Source organism: Flavobacterium galactosidilyticum, assembly GCF_020911945.1.
GTDB lineage: Bacteria > Bacteroidota > Bacteroidia > Flavobacteriales > Flavobacteriaceae > Flavobacterium > Flavobacterium galactosidilyticum.
Window position 1 is genome coordinate 2831700 of record NZ_CP087135.1, and the last position, 19206, is coordinate 2850905.

Here is a 19206-nt window from a genome sequence, read left to right on the forward strand (position 1 = left end):
AACAAATCATGAGAAATTCAAGTCAATTACTTATTATCTGCGCCGTATTACTAACTTCCGTGATGCAGGCACAATGGAGAAGCAACCAGAAAGTTAAAGGAAATGGAAATGTAATTTCTGAAAAAAGATCAACCACTAACTATGATAAAATAGCTATTACAGGTTTTTTTGATGTGGAGTTAGTTTCTGGGAAAGAAGGTAACATTACTATAAAAGGAGAAGAGAATCTATTGCCACACATTAAAATTGAAGTGGTAAATCAAGAACTAAAAATAACCACAGATAAAAATAAATACATCAGTACTAGTAATGGAAAAAACATTGTCATAACCATTCCTTTCGAAAGTATCAATCAAGTTTCCCTGACAGGTTCTGGTAATATTTCAACTAAAAATACTATTACTTCGGATTCTTTTGCTGCAAAGCTAACCGGTTCAGGAGATTTAAAATTAAATGTAGAGGCTAAGAATATTGAAATCAATCTGAATGGTTCAGGAGACATAGTTCTAATAGGTAAAACCGACAACATTACGAGTACTTTAAATGGCTCTGGAGATATAAAAGCTAGCGCAATGAAATCTACAAATGCAAAGGTTACCGTTTCTGGTTCTGGAGATACTTCCGTTTTTTGCTCCGAAAGTATTTATGCGCGAGTTTCAGGTTCAGGCGATATAAAGTACAGCGGTAATCCAGAGAAAAAAGACACAAAGGTTAATGGATCTGGGGATATATCTAAGTCATAGATACCACATACTGTTTTAAAAAAAGGTGTTTTTAAGGATTTAAAACACCTTTCTTTGGAACTCTATTCAACAGAATAACTGCGATAACAAAAAATAATGCTAAGGAAGCAATTCCTAGTCTAGGACTTCCAGTAATTTGATCAATTATTCCGTAAACCATCATTCCTATAACTATTCCTATTTTCTCCGCTACATCATAAAAGCTAAAAAAGGAAGCTGTATCTTCTGTCTCCGGTAGTAATTTTGAATAAGTAGAGCGAGACAATGCTTGTATTCCTCCCATCACAAGTCCGACCAAAGTTGCCATTACGTAAAACTCAATTGGTTTTGTAATGAAATAAGCACCCACACAAAGCAGCACCCAAAAACAATTAATCGCGATTAAAGTTCGTATATTACCAAATTTCTCAGACGCTCTAGAAGTCAAAATTGCGCCTAAAATCGCCACTATTTGAATCAATAAAATACAAATTATTAATCCAATTGTACTTTCTTCTTTTGAAGACCATGCTATTTCTTGAGCTCCAAAATAAGTGGCGACTAACATAGCTGTTTGTACCGCCATGCTTGAAATAAAAAAACTTCCTAAATAGCGTTTCAACGGAACGTTTACTTTTAATAAAACCCAAACTTTCTTTAATTCTTTAAATCCATTAAATACAAGATGATGCATAACTTTGCATTCTGCATTTTTATTGCCTTTGGGTAAATAATAATACGAATATTGACTGAATACAATCCACCAAACCCCAACCATAACAAATGAGTAGCGCATTGCCTTCATTGCAGCCTCGCCATCTGTACCAGCGATTCCAAAAAGTTTTGGTTTCATGATCATTGCCAAATTGATAATTAACAAAATCACACTACCAATATATCCCATTGAATATCCTTTGGCGCTAATTTTATCTTGCTGCTCTACAAAAGCGATATCAGGTAAATAGGAATTATAAAAAACTAAACTTCCCCAATACCCAATCAATCCAAAAAAGTAAAATGCTAATCCTACGTATATGTTGTCAAGATCAAACCAATATAATCCCATACAGGATAAGGATCCTACATAGCAAAAGAATTTCATAAACGCTTTTTTATTTCCGACATAATCAGCAATCCCTGATAATAACGGAGACATAAAAGCAACTACTAAAAAAGCAGTAGCAGTTACAAAACTTATCAAAGCAGAATTTTTTAAACTAAACCCAAAAACGGTGATATAATGACTTCTTTCTGAGAATAAGGCTTCATAAAAAATTGGGAATATTGCTGATGCAATTGTAAGCGTATAAACGGAATTTGCCCAGTCATAGAAAGCCCAAGCGTTTAATAATTTTTTACTTCCCTTAGGTAAATCTGCCATATACTATTTTTTATGGTGCTAATTTATTCAATAATATTCAAATTCCTATTTTAAATAGTAATACTTGTTAGTGCTACATTTTAAAGATCGATCATGTAAAAAAAAAGGTTATTCTCGTTTGAGAATAACCTTTAGTATAAAATTTATTTGATTATATTATTTTAAAACACCAACCTTAGCAGCTAATGCTTTTGCTTCTGGTATTAATGCTTTTAAATTTGCAATTCTTGTAGCATCGGATGGATGCGTGCTCATAAATTCTGGTGGCGCTTGACCTGACGATTTTTCAGCCATTCTTGACCAGAATGTAATAGATTCATCTGGATTATAGCCTGCAATAGCCATCAACGTAAGACCTATTTTGTCTGCTTCAGTTTCGTGATTTCTACTAAATGGTAACATTACTCCTACTTGAGATCCTAAACCATAATACTGTTGCCACATTTGTTGCTTTTCGGATGATTGTCCACCAGTCGCTACAGCAACTCCAACAGCTCCTAATTGTTGTAATTGAGAAGCACTCATACGTTGCGCGCCATGATTTGCTAATGCGTGAGAAACTTCATGCCCCATCACAGTCGCTAATCCAGCGTCATTTTTTGTAATTGGTAAAATCCCTGAATAAACAACGATTTTTCCTCCTGGCATACACCAAGCATTAACTTCTTTGCTATCAATTAGTTTGTATTCCCAACGATAGTCTTGTAAGTATTGTGCTTGTCCTAAATAAGTTAAATACTTTTCCGCAGCAGATTTGATTCTCGAACCCACAGCTTCAACTTTTCTTGCGTCAGCAGTTCCCGAAATTACTTTATTTTCCTTCAAGAAAGTTCCATATTGTTGAAAAGCAGAGGGAAATAATTCACTGTTGGAAACAAAATTTAGAGTCTTCTTTCCAGTTAGAGGATTCGTCGCACAGGAATAAACCATTGATAACGCACAAATTCCTAATAATATCTGTTTTTTCATAATTTTAAGTTTTACTAGTCAAAGATACACTTAATAAAAACTTAATTTTTTATATAATTATAAAATTAAGTTTCAACATTATTGTTATTCTCCTATAATTTGTAAAGTTGAAAATTCCTTATCTATGGTTATTGAATTAGTTCTCTCTAAATCATCCATATCCACGGCCACTTCTACATTATCAATCTGGATCGTTTTAATTTTAAAAGGCAAGCCAATCAAATTTAATATATATTTAGAATAATGCGTGTCATACTTACCTTCTTTATGCAATTGGATATTAAGTTCGTTTTCTTTACCATTTGTTTTAAATGATAATAAACTATAACGTCCTTTTTTATAATCGTAACCGTCCTGAGCATCTTCGTACACTACTGACTTTTCTTTTCCCTCTTTAAAATATATGTCTAATGCTAATTCGTCAAATTCTAGCTCACCAACATATTGTTGAACTGGATATTTTGGAATTACTGCTCCCGCTTTAACAAAAATTGGAATTTCATCAAATTTAGTATCTACCCAAATTTCCTTTCCGCCATTAACAGCTTCTTTTGTCCAATAATTAAACCAGTTTCCTCTAGGAATATACATTCTTCTACCCAAAGCATTTGGTTCTAAAATTGGGCAAACTAAAATTTGGTTTCCAAAGACAAACTCATCATTTCTGTAATGTGTTTGAATATCCTCTTGGTCAAAATATACTAATGGTTTCAACATTGGCAAACCTTCTTCAATATACTGCCAAAACATAGTGTATAAATAAGGTAATAATTGGTATCTTAAGTTTACAAATTTTCTAGTGATATCTATAACTTCTTCATCAAATGCCCACGGTTCTTGATCTCCGTGATCTCCTGATGAGTGCGTTCTGCAAAAAGGATGAAAAACACCTAGTTGAATCCAACGAGCATATAATTCTCCCGAAGGTTGCTCCGCAAATCCGCCAATATCAGAACCAGTGAATCCCATTCCTGAAATAGACATACGTTGCACCTGGATATTTGCAATCCATAAATGTTCCCAAGTAGCTACATTATCGCCTGTCCATGAAGAAGAATAACGCTGTGCTCCAGAATAAGCTGATCTTGTGATAACAAAAGGTCTTTTTGGATAAGCAAAACGTTTCACACCATGATAAGTAGCTCTTGCCATTTGTGTTCCATATATATTATGTGCTTTTCTATGGCTACAAGGATTTCCATCATAATCATGACGCACATCCATAGGGAAAGTTTTATTAGGAACCTCCATCACAGCAGGTTCGTTCATATCATTCCACACTCCTTTTACTCCTATCTCTGAAATTAATTCTTTGAATAGTCCAGCCCACCATTCACGAACTGCTGGATTAGTATAGTCTGGGAAATTGCACTCTCCAGGCCACACTTTTCCTTTCATATATGGTCCATCGGCTCTTTTACAGAAATAATCTTTTTCTAAAGCTTCTTTATAAACAGAATATTCTTTATCAATTTTTATTCCTGGATCAATGATAACAACTGTTTTGAAACCATCTTCCGCCAGTTCAGCGACCATTCTTTTTGGATCTGGAAAATATTCTTTGTTCCAAGTAAAGCAACGAAATCCATCCATATAATCAATGTCTAAATAAAGTGCATCACAGGGAATTTTTAACTCTCTAAATTTTGCCGCAACTTCTTTTAGATTACTTTCTGGATAATAACTCCATTTACACTGATGATATCCCAGTGCCCAAAGCGGTGGTAATTCTGGTTTACCAGTCAAATCGGTATAAGTGGTAACTACGTCTTGCATTTGTGGACCGTAAATGAAGTAATAATTCATTTCACCACCTTCAGCCCAAAAACTGGTTACATTTCTTCTTTCATGACAAAAATCAAAATACGTTCTAAAAGTATTGTCAAAGAAAATTCCGTAGGATTGTTTGTTATGCAAACCAATGTAAAACGGAACTACCTTATATAAAGGTTCTTGGTCTTTTTGAAAAGCATATTGATCTGTCGCAAAATTCTCTATTCTTTTCCCTTTCAAATTTAATTGAGTGGCTTTGTCACCAAGCCCGTAAAAGCACTCTCCCTCTTTTGAAGATTTACTCATCTTTACGATATTCCCACCAAATTCGTAACTTTCTTCCCAATGAAAACCTAGTTCATCTTCTAAAATAACCTTATCTTCCAAATCATAAATAGACAATCTCATGTCTGATTTTTGGATTTTACATCTTACTTTATTAGTACGAATTTGATAATAATCATTCTCTTCTATAACTTCCAAAAGGTTGTAACCATGAGAGTGGCTCTTATCAATAGCATATGAAAAATCTTTGCTAAAATACCCTTTGGTAGTAAATCTAAAGCGTATTAAGCTATCTCTTAAAACTGTTACTCTTAAAATAACACTATTATCAGTATAAAAACTTATTGAATCTACTTCGTCTTGCTCAAAAGAAATTATTTTTGTTGGATATAAATCTCCTTTATATTCTAATTCGGTATTTGTAATCATTCGTTATGATGTTATTTTTATTCAATTTTGGGTTTCCAAAAGTACAAAATTACTTAGTACAGAGTTAATTACGATTTAAGTATTCGCGAAAACGATATAGCAAACGCACAAGATTAATCAAAACTCTACACAATAATGGTTCTCATTGCAAATGAAAACCATTATATTTATTATTAAAAAGTGAAAGAGTCTTCTAACTAATTTTAAAAACTAACACGCTAAGCGGAGCTAAAAGTAATTCAGCTGAATAATCACGACCGTCATATGGCATTGCTGCAATTGTAACTTTCTTAGCGTTAGATACTCCGCTACCACCATAAATGGTTGCATCGCTATTAAAAATTTCTATCAATTTTCCTTTTCTTGGTAGACCTATTCGATAGTTTTCCCTCACAACTTGCGTAAAATTGCAAACTATGATTATCTCTTCTTTTAGTTCTTTACCTTTTCTAATAAAAGACATCACTGCATTCTGATGATCTGAATAATTAATCCATTCAAACCCTTCTTGACTAAATTGTTTTTCATACAAAGCAGGTTCCGTTTTGTACAAATGATTCAAGTCTGTAATCAATTTTTTAACGCCTAAATGAAATGGGTATTGTAATAAATCCCAATCCAAGCTTCCTTCAAAATTCCATTCTCTACTTTGTCCAAATTCGCTTCCCATAAACAATAATTTTGTTCCAGGATGCATAAACATGTAACCGTAAAGCAATCTCAAATTAGCAAATTTCTGCCATTCGTCGCCTGGCATTCTCCCTGCAATAGATTTTTTGCCGTACACTACTTCATCATGTGAAAGCGGCAACATGAAATTTTCAGAAAAAGTATAAGTCATCGAGAAAGTTAAATCATTTTGATGGTATTTCCTGTAAACGGTCTCTTTTTGAAAATATTCTAATGTATCGTGCATCCAACCCATCATCCATTTCATTCCGAATCCTAAACCACCTATTGATGTTGGTCTTGAAACCATTGGAAAAGAAGTACTCTCTTCAGCAATAGTTTGAACACCTTCATAATTTGAATATACGGCTTCGTTAAATTCTTTCAAGAAACTTATTGTATCCAGGTTTTCTCTTCCACCGTAAATATTCGGCTCCCACTCTCCATCGTTTCTAGAATAATCTAAATACAACATAGAGGCAACAGCATCTACTCGAAGCGCGTCAGCATGGTAATATTGCAACCAGAATAATGCATTGCTAATCAAGAAGGACCGAACTTCATTTCTTCCATAATTAAAAACGAGACTTTTCCAGTCAGGATGATATCCTTTTCTACGATCTGGATGTTCAAAAAGATTTGATCCATCAAAAAATCCTAATCCATGTGCATCATCAGGAAAGTGAGAAGGAACCCAATCCAGAATTACTCCTATTCCAGCCTCATGTAACTTATCAACCAAAAACATAAATTCTTGCGGATTGCCGAAACGAGAGGTTGGTGCAAAATATCCAACTAGTTGATATCCCCATGACGGATCATAAGGATACTCCATTATTGGCATAAATTCGATATGTGTAAAGCCTGTTTCTTTAACATAATTTACTAAATCATCCGCAAATTCGATGTAAGTCAAAAATCGATCTTCAGTAGAATGACGTTTCCAAGAACCTAAATGTACTTCGTAAACAGAATAAGGCTTGTCTAAACCATTATTATTCTGACGCGTTTCCATCCATTTCTCATCTTTCCATTTATAATATAAATCCCAAACGACAGAAGCCGTACAAGGTGGTTTTTCACAGTAAAAAGCAAAAGGATCAGCCTTTTCTGTACTAATTCCGTTATTATTCGAGTGTATTTTATACTTATAGGTGGTTCCTTTTTCTACATTTGGAATAAAACCTTCCCAAATTCCCGAGGAATCCCAACGAACATTTAACTGATGTTCCTTATCATTCCAGAAATTAAAATCACCTATAACAGAGACCGAATGCGCCGAAGGAGCCCAAACAGCAAAATAGACGCCTTCGACTCCGTCAACTGATATCAGGTGCGCTCCTAGTTTTTCGTAAAGTCGGAAATGTTTTCCAGATTTGAATAAATCAATATCAAAATCAGTTAAAAGAGAATGCGTGATAACTTTATTCATACAATAATTGTGTAACTCTCATTTTATAAAAAAAGAGAATATTATTTTTAAGAAAAAACAGTTTGTAGATTTACTTTATAATGTAATTATCTGGTATAACTGCTCCTTTTTTAATGACAACGATTCCTTCTTTTATAGCATATAATTCATTTGAAAAATCTCCTAAATGCGAACCTCCATTGATATATACATCGTTACCAATTCTACAATTTTTATCGATAAGTGCATTGTTTATAAAGCATCTTTCACCAATTCCTACTAAGATTTTTCCACTTTCTCTATCTTCATTCATAGTTTCGATGTTCTGATAGTAATCGTTACCCATCACATAGGAATTCTGAATTATAGTGCCGTCACCAATTCGAGATCTGATGCCAATTACAGAATGTTTAATTTCTTTTCCATTCAAAATACAACCTTCAGAAATTAAAGATTTGTCAACAAGTATATTTTGAAATTTAGAAGGAGGAAGCAACCTTGGCCTTGTGTAAATTTTATTATTATCATCAAATAAATTAAACTTTGGCAAGTCTTCAGTAAGTCCAATATTAGCTTCAAAAAAAGAATCAATATTACCAATATCTGTCCAATAACCCTCGTATTGAAAGCTTAATATCTTATTGTTACTTACAGCTTGCGGTATAATTTCTTTACCAAAATCTTTTGTTTCTTTATTTGACATTATATCAATCAACAATTTCCTATTGAAAATATAAATTCCCATAGAAGCTAAATAATGCTTCCCTTCACTTTTCATTTGATCACTCACCTCCGATTCCCAATCGGGCAATAATTCTTTAGCTGGTTTTTCAATAAAAGATTCAATATAACTTTCTGAATTTGTTTTTAGGATTCCAAATTCAGGTGCATCTTTTGCATTTACAGGTAAAGTCGCAATAGAAATATCAGCTTCGTTATTTATGTGTGCCTCAAGCATTTCATTAAAATCCATTTGATACAACTGATCACCGGAAAGAATTAATGCGTAATCAAAATCATGATTCAAAAAATGGGGCATACACTGTCTTACAGCATCAGCAGTACCTTGAAACCAAGTTGGGTTATCAGGAGTTTGTTCTGCTGCAAGAATATCTACAAAAGCGTGACTAAAAATACTAAAGTTATAAGTGTTTTTGATGTGCGCATTTAAAGAAGCTGAATTAAATTGTGTTAGTACAAACATTCTATAAATATCTGAATTCATACAATTTGAAATTGGAATATCAACCAATCTGTATTTCCCTCCTATTGGCACAGCTGGTTTAGATCTCGTTTCTGTTAATGGATATAGCCTTGAACCTTGTCCTCCACCTAAAATTATCGCAATAACATTTTTCTTTTTAACTTTCATCTTTTGTCAATTATTTGTTTGTACATCTCTATGTATTCCTGACATACACGTTCCCATGAATGGTCTGTGTTCATGCCCATTTTTCTAATTTTGTTTAGTTGCTTTTTATCGTCATATAATTTAATCGCTCTTTGGATTGAATAACAAACATCACCCACTGTTGCTTGATCGTGACAGATACCATTTCCCCCGTCTCCAAAATCAATTACGGTATCTTTCAAACCTCCAGTTCTTCTTACAATTGGAATAGTACCATATCGCATTGAATACATTTGGTTTAAACCACATGGCTCTACTCTTGAAGGCATCAGTAGGAAATCAGCACCAGCATAAATCAAGTGAGCTAGTTCTTCGTTGTACCCAATAAAAGCATTGTAATTGCCTTTATAATCTTGCAACAAACTGCTTAATTGGCTTTCGATCATGCTGTTTCCGGAGCCTAAAATTAAAATGTTCAATTTTTGATAATTCTCAGACAAAGCAACTGCTGAAGCATGCGGCAATAAATCTCCTCCTTTTTCTTCTAACAATCGACCAATAAAACTAAATAATGGTTTTGTTGGATCTAAATTAAAAAGTTTACATAATTTCTCTTTATTTTCTTGTTTTCCAACTTCATAATTTTTTATGGAGTAGTTTTTTTCAAGAGCAGTATCAGTTGCTGGATCCCAAACTTCAATATCGATACCGTTCAAAATACCTTTTGATTTATAACGAACCATATTAAATAATGCTTCTAAACCATTGGCTGAAAAATTAATTTCATTCAAGTAATTGGGTGAAACAGTTGTTACAGCCCATGCACATTTGATAGCAACAGCTAACGAATTGATACAATTACCCCACTCCAAGACATTGACGTGTGACAAATCAAATTCAGGTACATAATACAACTTATCAAAACTAAATTGTCCTTGATACAAGCCATTGTGAATCGTAATCATGGACGGAGTATATTGTAGCCTATTGTATTTATGACAATACAACATCATAAAGGGAATTAATCCAGTGTGATGATCATGGCAATTAATTACATCCGGCATCTCGTTTCTACCTATTATCCAATCTAAAGTGGCGATTTGGAAAGATAAAAAACGCTCAATATCATCTTGATGACCATATACGTCTTTCCTATCAAACAACTCGGGAATTTCGATTTGGTACAATTCAAATCCTAACCTATCTGTTGTTTCTTTTAAGACATTGAAAGGAAAATTGAAATTACCTAACTTAACATGTCCCCAATGTACACATTCAAATTCATTTTCTTTTCGGAACTTAGTATCGTAGCAAGGAACAACAACTCTTACGCGATGTCCAGCATTACTTTGATATTTTGGTAATGCTCCTACGACATCAGCTAAACCTCCTACTTTCGCTATTGGATAACATTCTGCACTGATATGAAATATTTCCATCTATGAAATTTTGTTATTATTCAATTATTAGTATTTCAATTATTTAATATTTGAAGCTTTTATGTTAATTAAAATAAAAACCGCCATAATAATATTACTTTTATATTTTTCTAAATTTAGTAAAAAAATATTAACATACTTACTTGCTTGAAAATTTATTGATATGTCAAAAAAAGCTTCAATTCATACACAATCCTTAAAAATTCCAAAAATTATAGTACTAACTAGCAGATTAATCTCTATTATTTCACCAAAATTGGTTACTTTATTCGCCGCAAAATTATTTACAACACCAATAAAACATAAAATTCCTAAAAGAGAATTAGAAATGGATCGTAAAAGCATCCAAAAATTAACATTTATTCCAGCTATTAATAAAGAAGTTGTTTTATATCAATATGGTGATAGTAAAAAGAAAATTTTACTAGTACATGGCTGGTCAGGACGTGGAACGCAACTTTTTAAGATAGCAGAAGGATTACAAAAAGAAGGATATTCAACCATTAGTTTTGATGCTCCAGCACATGGTAAATCTTCGGGAAAAATGACGATAATGACTGATTTTATAGCTACAATTATGGAAATTGACAAACAACAAGGGCCTTTCGAAGCCGCTATTGGCCACTCATTAGGCGGAATGTCGGTTTTAAATTCTATAAAGGAAGGGTTAAAAGTAAAGCATGCCGTGGTGATTGGCAGCGGAGATATTGTCCAAGATATTCTCGACGATTTTGTAGCTAAATTACAATTGAAACCAAATATTAGTACGCTACTACGTTTACATTTCGAAAAAAAATATAACGAAAAAATGAATAATTATTCCGCTTATTTAGCTGCTGCTGAAACTGACATACCAGTTTTAGTGATCCATGATCACAATGATCCAGAAGTACCGGTAAAAGCTGGCATCCATATTCATAAGTATTTAAAAAACGGAGATCTAATGGTAACGGAAGGATTAGGACACCGAAAAATACTTGGGAATAGTGCTGTGATTGAGAAGATCATTCAGTTTATAAGTAAATAAAATTATATTAATTAGATTAGAAGTTATCATTTGAATACTATTAATAATCATTAAATTAGGAAAACATGAAATATCCAATAGAAAAATCAGAAGAGCAATGGAAATTAGAACTAGGAGAAGAACGCTATAGAATTCTTCGTAAAAAAGGAACTGAATATCCTCATACTGGCAAATACAATCTTAATTTTGAAAAAGGAACCTATTGTTGTGGAGCTTGTGGGGAAAATTTGTTTGAAAGTAGTACAAAATTTGATGCACATTGTGGCTGGCCTTCTTTTGACGAATCATTACCAGGAAAAGTGGAATATATATCCGATGTAACTCTGGGAATGAAACGTACAGAAATTTTGTGCGCCAATTGCGGTAGCCATTTAGGTCATGTATTTGATGATGGCCCAACAAAAACGGGACAACGCTACTGTGTAAATTCACTGTCAGTTGATTTTAAAGAGGAAGAATAATTATGGATTTATTTGGGAACTCGAATGATTGGGCAGACAAGCTACAACCTATTATAAAAAACTATAGCGGAAGAAAGCATCCATTAGAATATCAAAATTTATATCAGTTACTAGTTATGGTTGTTCTATCTGCTCAAGATTCTGATGCAAATATAAACACCATCGCTCCTTTGTTATTTGATGCTTACCCTAATATGGAAAGTTTGGCTGCTTCTACTGCTGATGCATTGATTCCTTATATATCCAAAGTTAGGAATTTTGGAACAAAAACCAACTGGCTTACAGAAATTGCAAAAACAATACAAAAAGACAGCAATATTCCTCTAACCATGGATGGTTTGACTGCGCTAAAAGGGATTGGAAGAAAATCAGCTAATGTCATTATGAGAGAAGCCAAAATGCCAGCAGTGGGAATTATCGCTGATTTACACGTAATACGTGTTGCACCCAGAATTGGATTAATAACTGAAACCAAAGATGGTATTAAAGCTGAGAAACAATTAATCCAAGTACTTCCACAAGAAATTTGGGGCGAAATTGGGATGGCTATTTCTTTTCTAGGAAGAGAAATTTGTAGACCAAAACCAAAATGTATAGAATGTCCAATTAAGGAAATTTGTCTTTACTATTCAAAAAACAAATAAAAAGGTAACAAATTGAAACGACCTAATCTTAAATTACAAAGTAAATTATCTTACAAAGAAGAGCGTTTAAATTCTGGTTTTACTTTTTTCTAGAAGCTTGGTCATAGTCATATCCTATTCCTATAAGTTTATCTTCCGTATAACCTTTGCAAAAAAAAAGATAGACCTACGGGTAAAAATCATAAACTGTATCGGATGCAACAGTAATATGTGGTTATCCACTTATAGGATCCGCAGCCGTTAGTCAATATTCTCACCAACGGTCTCTGTATATGTTGTCTATACTTCAGCTTATTCTCCTAGTTATCCCGCAAATAGCACCTAATTTTTGATCATTAAAAATAGTATCTAAAATCCTTTTACTACAAATATGACTTTTTTCTAAAGCTTTTAAATGTTTTTCAGCTTTAAGTCAGCTTTTGCATTTGAACTTTCTAATAATTCTTGCTTAAAATAAGGCATTGCTTTATCTTCATTCGCACTATTAAAGTCAATTACCACTTTTAACGCTTTTACTTTTGCATTTCCTGAAGCCAAATAATCATTAAAACCATCTTTAAATTCATATTTCAAAACTTCAAATTCAGCTTCGCTTAAAGAAGATTTTTTTTCTAAGTAGTCAATTTCAATTAATATCACTCCTTTCTTTTCAAAAGATTTACAAATTCTTCTAAAAGTACATTGACATATTTATTATCTCTATTTTCTTTATTAAAAGCATGAAAAAATACCAAATTCAACAAACTCTTTGGAGTCGTTTTTCCGACATTTAAAAGACAATCAAAATGTTCACAGAGGATTAAGTTTTGCTAATAGAAGGAACTTCTTGAAATGGCATTTGTATTATTGAAATCAATAAGTAGGTTTTCTGTAGTTATCGGGTACTCCAAAAAATGTATAAAAAAGGCCAGATTGAACCGCCCTCATTTTTTGTATGTACAATAACCAATTGCTAATTGGTTGCCACTAAGCAGAGCCAATGTCCTTTTCAATTTGATAGGGTAATAACTAATTTAAAACGAAAAATTACCAACTATTTTTGACCACATTATCATAAAATCACTTAGTGATATAAATGATCTTTAGAAACTTTTATAAAAATTTTACCCATTTTATAGGATGCTACCTAAATTCTTAGGAATTGTAGCTATTACAAAGTTGCCATATCAATTACAAAACGATATCTCACATCGCCTTTAATCATGCGGTCATAAGCTTCATGTACGTTTTTAATATCAATCATTTCAATATCCGAAACGATTCCGTGTTCCGCACAGTAATCTAACATTTCTTGAGTTTCTGGCAAACCACCAATTAATGATCCGGCTAAGCTTTTTCGACCACCGATTAAGCTAAAAGCATGAATTTCATAAGGTGTTGGCGGTACACCTACACAAATGTGGACTCCGTTTACTCGTAATAAAGAGAGATACAAATTCAAATCATGAGGTGCTGAAACCGTGTCCAAAATAAAATCAAAATATCCGGTAACGCTTTTTAACTGTTCAGCATCTTTAGTAACTATAAATTTATGTGCACCTAATTTTTTAGCATCCGCTTCCTTTTTTGGAGAAGTACTCAAAACTGTAACTTCTGCTCCAAAAGCAACTCCAAACTTAACTGCCATGTGTCCTAAACCACCCAATCCTAAAACAGCGAGATTATGTCCTTTGCCTACTTTCCAATGGCGTAATGGCGAATATGTTGTTATTCCCGCACATAGCAATGGCGCAACAGCTGCGAGATTTAATTTATCAGAAATATGCAAAACAAAATCTTCATGCACTACAATTGTTTTCGAATACCCACCATAAGTTGGAGTTTTTCCATCTTGCTCCAAAGCGTTGTAGGTTCCTGTACTTCCATTGGAACAAAATTGCTCTAATCCTTCTTGACAGTTTTCACATTTTCTACAAGAATCTACTAAACATCCTGTACCGGCAAGATCACCTACTTTAAATTTTTTTACGTGACTACCTATTTTGACAACTTTTCCAACAATCTCATGACCTGGAACCATTGGAAAAATAGATCCACCCCATTCGTCTTTAATTTGGTGTAAATCACTGTGGCAGACTCCACAAAATTGGATATCAAATTGTACATCGTGAGGCCCTACTTCTCTTCTTTCAAAAGTCCAAGGAGCTAAATCTGTTTTTGCGTCCTGAACTGCGTATCCTTTCGTTGGTATCATAAATTTATTTTTTACTAAAATTACTAATTTATTAGATTTAATGACTTGTCGCACCTCATAATATTTCCACAATTTTATACCGATTCTAGATTGAAAATAATCATAACCATCAATATCACGCTTTACAGAAGTTAAAATGCTTTAGATTTAGATTGCATTTTTTTGTAAAACCTTAGATTATTCATACCGTTACTAATCTGGATTACAAACTTCGATATTTTTCAATTTCAGGTATGATTCAAAAAATAAAAACATTAATGCTATAAAAAATTCTTTTTTAGAATTCTTTAATTTCAAATCAATTGCTTTTAAGTATATTTAAAAAAAATATGAAAATATGAAAACGCAATCCTATAAAAATCACATTCGGTATTATCCACCACATCATTTTGTTTATTATCCTATCGTACTGGCATTTTTCTCTTTTAGCATTTACTTTGCTGTTAATACTGATGATACACTATTATGGAGTTTTATAAGTGCCATTTTTTTAGTGCTTTTCTGTTTAGCGTTTATGCTCCGTCAACATTACGCTTTAACATTACAAAACCGAATTGTGCGGCTTGAACTGAGATACCGCTATCTCGCCACAACGAGACAAAGATTTGAGGAAATAGAAAACAAACTTAATGACGCCCAATTATTTGCCTTACGCTTTGCTCCAGATGAAGAGCTTTATAATTTAACTCAAAGAGCACTAAACGAAAATCTATCAGCTGATACAATCAAAAAATCAATTAATAACTGGAAAGGCGATTACGAGAGAGTTTAATATTCAGAAATAATAGTAGTAAATACTACCAAATAGCAATTTAGAATTTGTTTCTTTGTTGCTATTAATGCCGAATTTAAAATTACAAAATGCCCGAATATTTTCTAGATATTGAATACGACACCATTATTTATAATGAAGAAGAAGTAAACTTTAAGGAATTTGAGTGCTGTACTTTTACAAATTGCAATTTCTCACAGTGTGTATTTGTAGCAGTTACTTTTATAGATTGCACTTTCAATAATTGTACTTTTAGTAATGCCAAGATTAATTATGTAGCTTTTAGAACGGTGATTTTTAATCGATGCGAAATTAAAGATGTCAATTTTGCAATGTGTGATAAATTAATTTTCGAAATTGCTTTTAACGACTGTATTTTAGATTTCTCTAAATTTTATACTTTAAAAACAAAAAGAACTTCTTTTACTAACTGCAGTCTAATTGCAGTTGATTTCATGAATACTGACTTAACCGACGTAGTTTTTGATAATTGTGATTTATACCGAAGTGAGTTTGCAAAAGCAATAGCTAACAAAGCAAATTTTCAAACGAGCTACAACTACACCATTGACCCAACTAAAACAAAAATAAAGAAAGCGGTTTTTTCTTTAGAAGGTTTAAAAGGCTTGCTCTATAAACATGATATTATAGTAAATTAAGAAATTATTTTTCCATCTTCCATGGTGATAATTCTATTGGTTCTTTCTGCAAAATCAGTATCGTGCGTCACTACTAACAAAGTTTGATTTTGTTCTTGAGTCAACTTATTGAAAATATCAAAAACCAAATCACTATTTCTCTTGTCTAAATTTCCTGTAGGCTCATCACCCATTATAATCAGTGGATCGTTTATCAAAGCACGTGCAATTGCCACGCGCTGTTTTTGTCCGCCGCTCAATTGATTAGGCATTTTCAGCGCTTGATCCTGCATATCCAACGTTTTTAAATGTTCCATGGCGCGATGCTCTAATTCTTTATCAGAGTATTTAGCTAACTTCATCCCCGGAAGCATTACATTTTTTAGCACATTATATTCTGCCAGTAAGTAATGAAACTGAAATACAAAACCTATTTTTTCATTTCTGATTAATGCCAATTCTTTGTCGGTCTTTCCAGTAACAAGTTCGTTGTGAATCAATATCTGACCTTCATAATCTGTATCCATCGTAGAAAGTAAATACAACAAAGTCGATTTCCCACAACCCGACTTCCCTACTATAGAAACAAACTCGCCATGATTCACACGCATGCTAATTTCCTTTAAAACTTGGAATTTTACAGGGTCGTAAAAATATTTACTTAGTCCAATTGTCTCTAAAACTGTATTATTTTCCATTTTTATTTTCCATTTCTATTTTCCTCTGATGATTTCTACGGGATCTACTTTACTGGCTTTTAAAGCAGGAAAAAGTCCGGCAATTGTCGTTGTAAACAATGCAAAAACAATCCCGATAACATAATATATAGCATTGTAATTGATAGGGTAAGTTTTCACCGTAGGTAATGAAGACGTTTCAAATGGAATTACATCAATAATTGAAGAAAAAATGTAGCCAAACAATAATCCAAACAACCCGCCGGCTAATCCAATAATGATGGAAAGCGAAACAAAAATCCATTTCACATCATTACCTGAAAATCCAGTCGCTTTTAGTATCGCAATACTGTCCATTTTTTCATAAATCATCATGTTCAAAATGTTGTAAATTCCAAAACCAGCAACAATCAGCAACACTACTCCAACGGAATAGGAAATAATACTTCGCACCGTACTTCCAGTTTCAAACTGAGAATTTGCGGTTTGATAATCAATTGTATCTAGATTGAAGGTATCCTGAAACTCTTTTGCAACAACAGGCGCTGCAGTCATATCATACAAGTTCAGCTGAATATCGGTAATGTAATTTGTAGGTTCTCCCAATATTTTTTGGGCTGTCGCCAAAGAGGTATAACTCATCACATTATCGATTTCAGCAATTCCAATCTCGGAAATACCCACAATTTTAAGCGAAGCCAAATTTCCTTTAGTAGTGGTTATTTTAATAATATCACCTATTGAAAGCAACATTTTATCTGACAAACCTTTCCCAATAATAATACTGTTATTCTGAAGCAGGTTAGCTACTTTTCCTTCAATTATATAATCGCTGATTTTAAATAATTTATCTTCGGACAAAACATCAATTCCGTTGATTATTCCTGATATTTCTATCGTCCCAGAATTAAAAAAAACGGGAGAAGTCACTTTTGGCGCAACATCAATAACCCGCGGATCTTTTTTTAAAACAGCAATAATTTTTTTACTGTTGTAAATGGATTTCCCACGGTCTTTAGGTTTAATCGAACGAACAAAATTGGTGTGTTTTTTAAATTCTTCGGATAAGAGAACGGGTTGGTTTTCTGGAGGTTTTATTTCGTTATACAGCAGTACATGAGGTGTTCTATTAAGCATTAGACCATCCAGTAAATCATTCAAACCATTCATAAAACTAACCAAAGCAATAAACATGGCAATACTGAAAGTTACCCCAATAGCCGCAACAATAGTTTGCTTCAATCGCGCTCGGAGCAAATGCAATGCAATGTTCAAAATGAGTTTAAAGTTCATTATTGGGGTTTATAAATCGTTTCTCCGGCGGTTAAACCAGATGAAATTTCCACTTTTTGATAATCGCTTAAACCCGTTTTTACTTCGCGTTTTTCGTCTTTATTTACTAAAACATATTTGCCTTGTATTAAATATGCTTTTGGAATCGTAATGGCATTTTTCTTAATCTGAATGATAATATTGGCTTCAGCCGTAAGATTTGGATATAATTTCTGTGGTGGATTTGTAAAATGTGCTTCAATTTTAAAAGTGCGCGAGCGCTCATCCATAATAGGATAAATTTTATCAACAGTTGCATCAAAAACTTGTCCTTTATAACTATCCATAGTCACAAGCACTTTTTGACCTGTTTTGACACGAACCATATCATTTTCATCCACTTCTAGTTCTAGTAAAAAAGAATTGGCTTGACCAATGATTGCTAAAGGAATTTGTGGAGTAATTAACGTTCCTTCCTTAACTAAAACATCAAATAATTGTCCAGAAAAAGCACTTTTAATGACAAAATCATTTTGGGATTGCTGGCTTAATCTAAGATTATTAGCATCTCTGCTTTGATCATTTTTTAACTGCGCTTTGAGTTGCGTCAATTGTTTTTGAGAAGATTCGTAATTGATTTTAGAACTTTTATAACCCAATTCAATTCTTTCATAATCAACTTGCGAAATCCCTCCTTGTTTGATTACATTTTTGTTTCGGTTAAAAATAGATTCATCCAATGATAATTTGTCTTTTGCAGATTGAACTTTCATTTCCATTTCAGCAATTTTATCTTGAATGTATCTGCTACTTTCTAAACTTAATTGATAAGCCAACCGAGCATTTTCTGTATTGATTTCCGCTTTATCACTTTCTAATTCAAAAAGAGCTTGACCTTTATTTATAGATTGCCCAACACTAACATTTACTTTTTGTAATGTTCCGTTGACGGTGGCATAAACGGTATATTGTCCTTCGGCTTTTATCACTCCTGATCCATAAACGCTTTCTATAACGTTTCCTATTGTTGGTTTTATTTTTTCCATTTCCTTTTTGGAACAAGAAAATAAAAGCAACAACACCAATATTGGT

At 33.0% G+C, this 19206-nt stretch carries 17 protein-coding genes; 6 read left to right on the forward strand and 11 right to left on the reverse strand.

The features are described 5' to 3' along the window. Positions 1-8 precede the first annotated feature (8 nt). The gene (locus tag LNP27_RS12155) at positions 9-743 is read left to right on the forward strand and encodes a head GIN domain-containing protein (protein ID WP_229941875.1); all 735 of its coding nucleotides are present in this window, start codon (positions 9-11) and stop codon (positions 741-743) included. A 31-nt stretch (positions 744-774) separates the two neighbouring features. Here LNP27_RS12155 and LNP27_RS12160 read toward each other — a convergent pair whose 3' ends face one another. The 6 genes from LNP27_RS12160 to LNP27_RS12185 form a co-directional block, all read right to left on the reverse strand. Then, positions 775-2103 (reverse strand): MFS transporter, encoded by a 1329-nt coding sequence (locus LNP27_RS12160; RefSeq protein WP_229941876.1) that lies wholly within the window; start codon positions 2101-2103, stop codon positions 775-777. Between the two features lie 156 nt (positions 2104-2259). Beyond that, positions 2260-3072 carry a M48 family metallopeptidase gene (locus tag LNP27_RS12165; protein WP_229941877.1) on the reverse strand — a complete coding sequence of 271 codons (813 nt, stop codon included), beginning with the start codon at positions 3070-3072 and terminating at the stop codon, positions 2260-2262. An 84-nt stretch (positions 3073-3156) separates the two neighbouring features. Next, positions 3157-5559, reverse strand: coding sequence for a glycoside hydrolase family 31 protein (locus LNP27_RS12170; RefSeq protein WP_229941878.1), 2403 nt, complete (start codon positions 5557-5559; stop codon positions 3157-3159). Between the two features lie 193 nt (positions 5560-5752). Next, the gene (glgB, locus tag LNP27_RS12175; RefSeq protein WP_229941879.1) at positions 5753-7660 is read right to left on the reverse strand and encodes a 1,4-alpha-glucan branching protein GlgB; all 1908 of its coding nucleotides are present in this window, start codon (positions 7658-7660) and stop codon (positions 5753-5755) included. Between the two features lie 70 nt (positions 7661-7730). Beyond that, the gene (locus LNP27_RS12180) at positions 7731-9011 is read right to left on the reverse strand and encodes a glucose-1-phosphate adenylyltransferase (protein ID WP_229941880.1); all 1281 of its coding nucleotides are present in this window, start codon (positions 9009-9011) and stop codon (positions 7731-7733) included. Next, positions 9008-10429, reverse strand: coding sequence for a glycogen synthase (locus tag LNP27_RS12185; RefSeq protein WP_229941882.1), 1422 nt, complete (start codon positions 10427-10429; stop codon positions 9008-9010). Before LNP27_RS12185 ends, LNP27_RS12180 begins: the two co-directional genes overlap by 4 nt. 163 nt (positions 10430-10592) lie before the next feature. On the opposite strand from LNP27_RS12185, the gene LNP27_RS12190 reads away from it, so the two are divergent. The 3 genes from LNP27_RS12190 (at position 10593) to LNP27_RS12200 (ending at position 12561) form a co-directional block, all read left to right on the forward strand. Further along, on the forward strand, positions 10593-11456 hold the full coding sequence (locus LNP27_RS12190; RefSeq protein ID WP_229941883.1) for an alpha/beta fold hydrolase: 864 nt from the start codon (positions 10593-10595) through the stop codon (positions 11454-11456). Positions 11457-11521: 65 nt separating this feature from the next. Continuing rightward, entirely contained in the window at positions 11522-11917 is a 396-nt protein-coding gene (msrB, locus tag LNP27_RS12195; RefSeq protein WP_229941884.1) for a peptide-methionine (R)-S-oxide reductase MsrB, read from the forward strand. A 2-nt stretch (positions 11918-11919) separates the two neighbouring features. Further along, complete coding sequence (locus LNP27_RS12200; RefSeq protein WP_229941885.1) at positions 11920-12561, forward strand: endonuclease III domain-containing protein; 642 nt, start codon at positions 11920-11922, stop codon at positions 12559-12561. Positions 12562-12951: 390 nt separating this feature from the next. On the opposite strand, the gene LNP27_RS12205 is transcribed toward LNP27_RS12200, so the two are convergent. Next, positions 12952-13200, reverse strand: a complete 249-nt coding sequence (locus LNP27_RS12205; protein WP_229941888.1) for a hypothetical protein — start codon at positions 13198-13200, stop codon at positions 12952-12954. A gap of 511 nt (positions 13201-13711) precedes the next feature. Further along, positions 13712-14755 (reverse strand): NAD(P)-dependent alcohol dehydrogenase, encoded by a 1044-nt coding sequence (locus LNP27_RS12210; protein WP_229941889.1) that lies wholly within the window; start codon positions 14753-14755, stop codon positions 13712-13714. Positions 14756-15092: 337 nt separating this feature from the next. Here LNP27_RS12210 and LNP27_RS12215 point away from each other — a divergent pair, with 337 nt between their 5' ends. Continuing rightward, on the forward strand, positions 15093-15527 hold the full coding sequence (locus LNP27_RS12215) for a DUF6526 family protein (protein ID WP_229941891.1): 435 nt from the start codon (positions 15093-15095) through the stop codon (positions 15525-15527). 89 nt (positions 15528-15616) lie between these two features. After that, positions 15617-16186 carry a pentapeptide repeat-containing protein gene (locus tag LNP27_RS12220; protein WP_229941893.1) on the forward strand — a complete coding sequence of 190 codons (570 nt, stop codon included), beginning with the start codon at positions 15617-15619 and terminating at the stop codon, positions 16184-16186. On the opposite strand, the gene LNP27_RS12225 is transcribed toward LNP27_RS12220, so the two are convergent. The 3 genes from LNP27_RS12225 to LNP27_RS12235 are packed head-to-tail and all read right to left on the reverse strand — an operon-like array spanning position 16183 to position 19160. Further along, positions 16183-16863, reverse strand: coding sequence for an ABC transporter ATP-binding protein (locus LNP27_RS12225; protein WP_229941894.1), 681 nt, complete (start codon positions 16861-16863; stop codon positions 16183-16185). The genes LNP27_RS12220 and LNP27_RS12225 overlap by 4 nt on opposite strands. 15 nt (positions 16864-16878) lie before the next feature. Then, on the reverse strand, positions 16879-18135 hold the full coding sequence (locus LNP27_RS12230; protein ID WP_229941895.1) for an ABC transporter permease: 1257 nt from the start codon (positions 18133-18135) through the stop codon (positions 16879-16881). After that, complete coding sequence (locus LNP27_RS12235) at positions 18135-19160, reverse strand: efflux RND transporter periplasmic adaptor subunit (protein WP_229941896.1); 1026 nt, start codon at positions 19158-19160, stop codon at positions 18135-18137. The genes LNP27_RS12230 and LNP27_RS12235 overlap by 1 nt, the downstream gene beginning before the upstream one ends. Between the last annotated feature and the right edge of the window lie 46 nt (positions 19161-19206).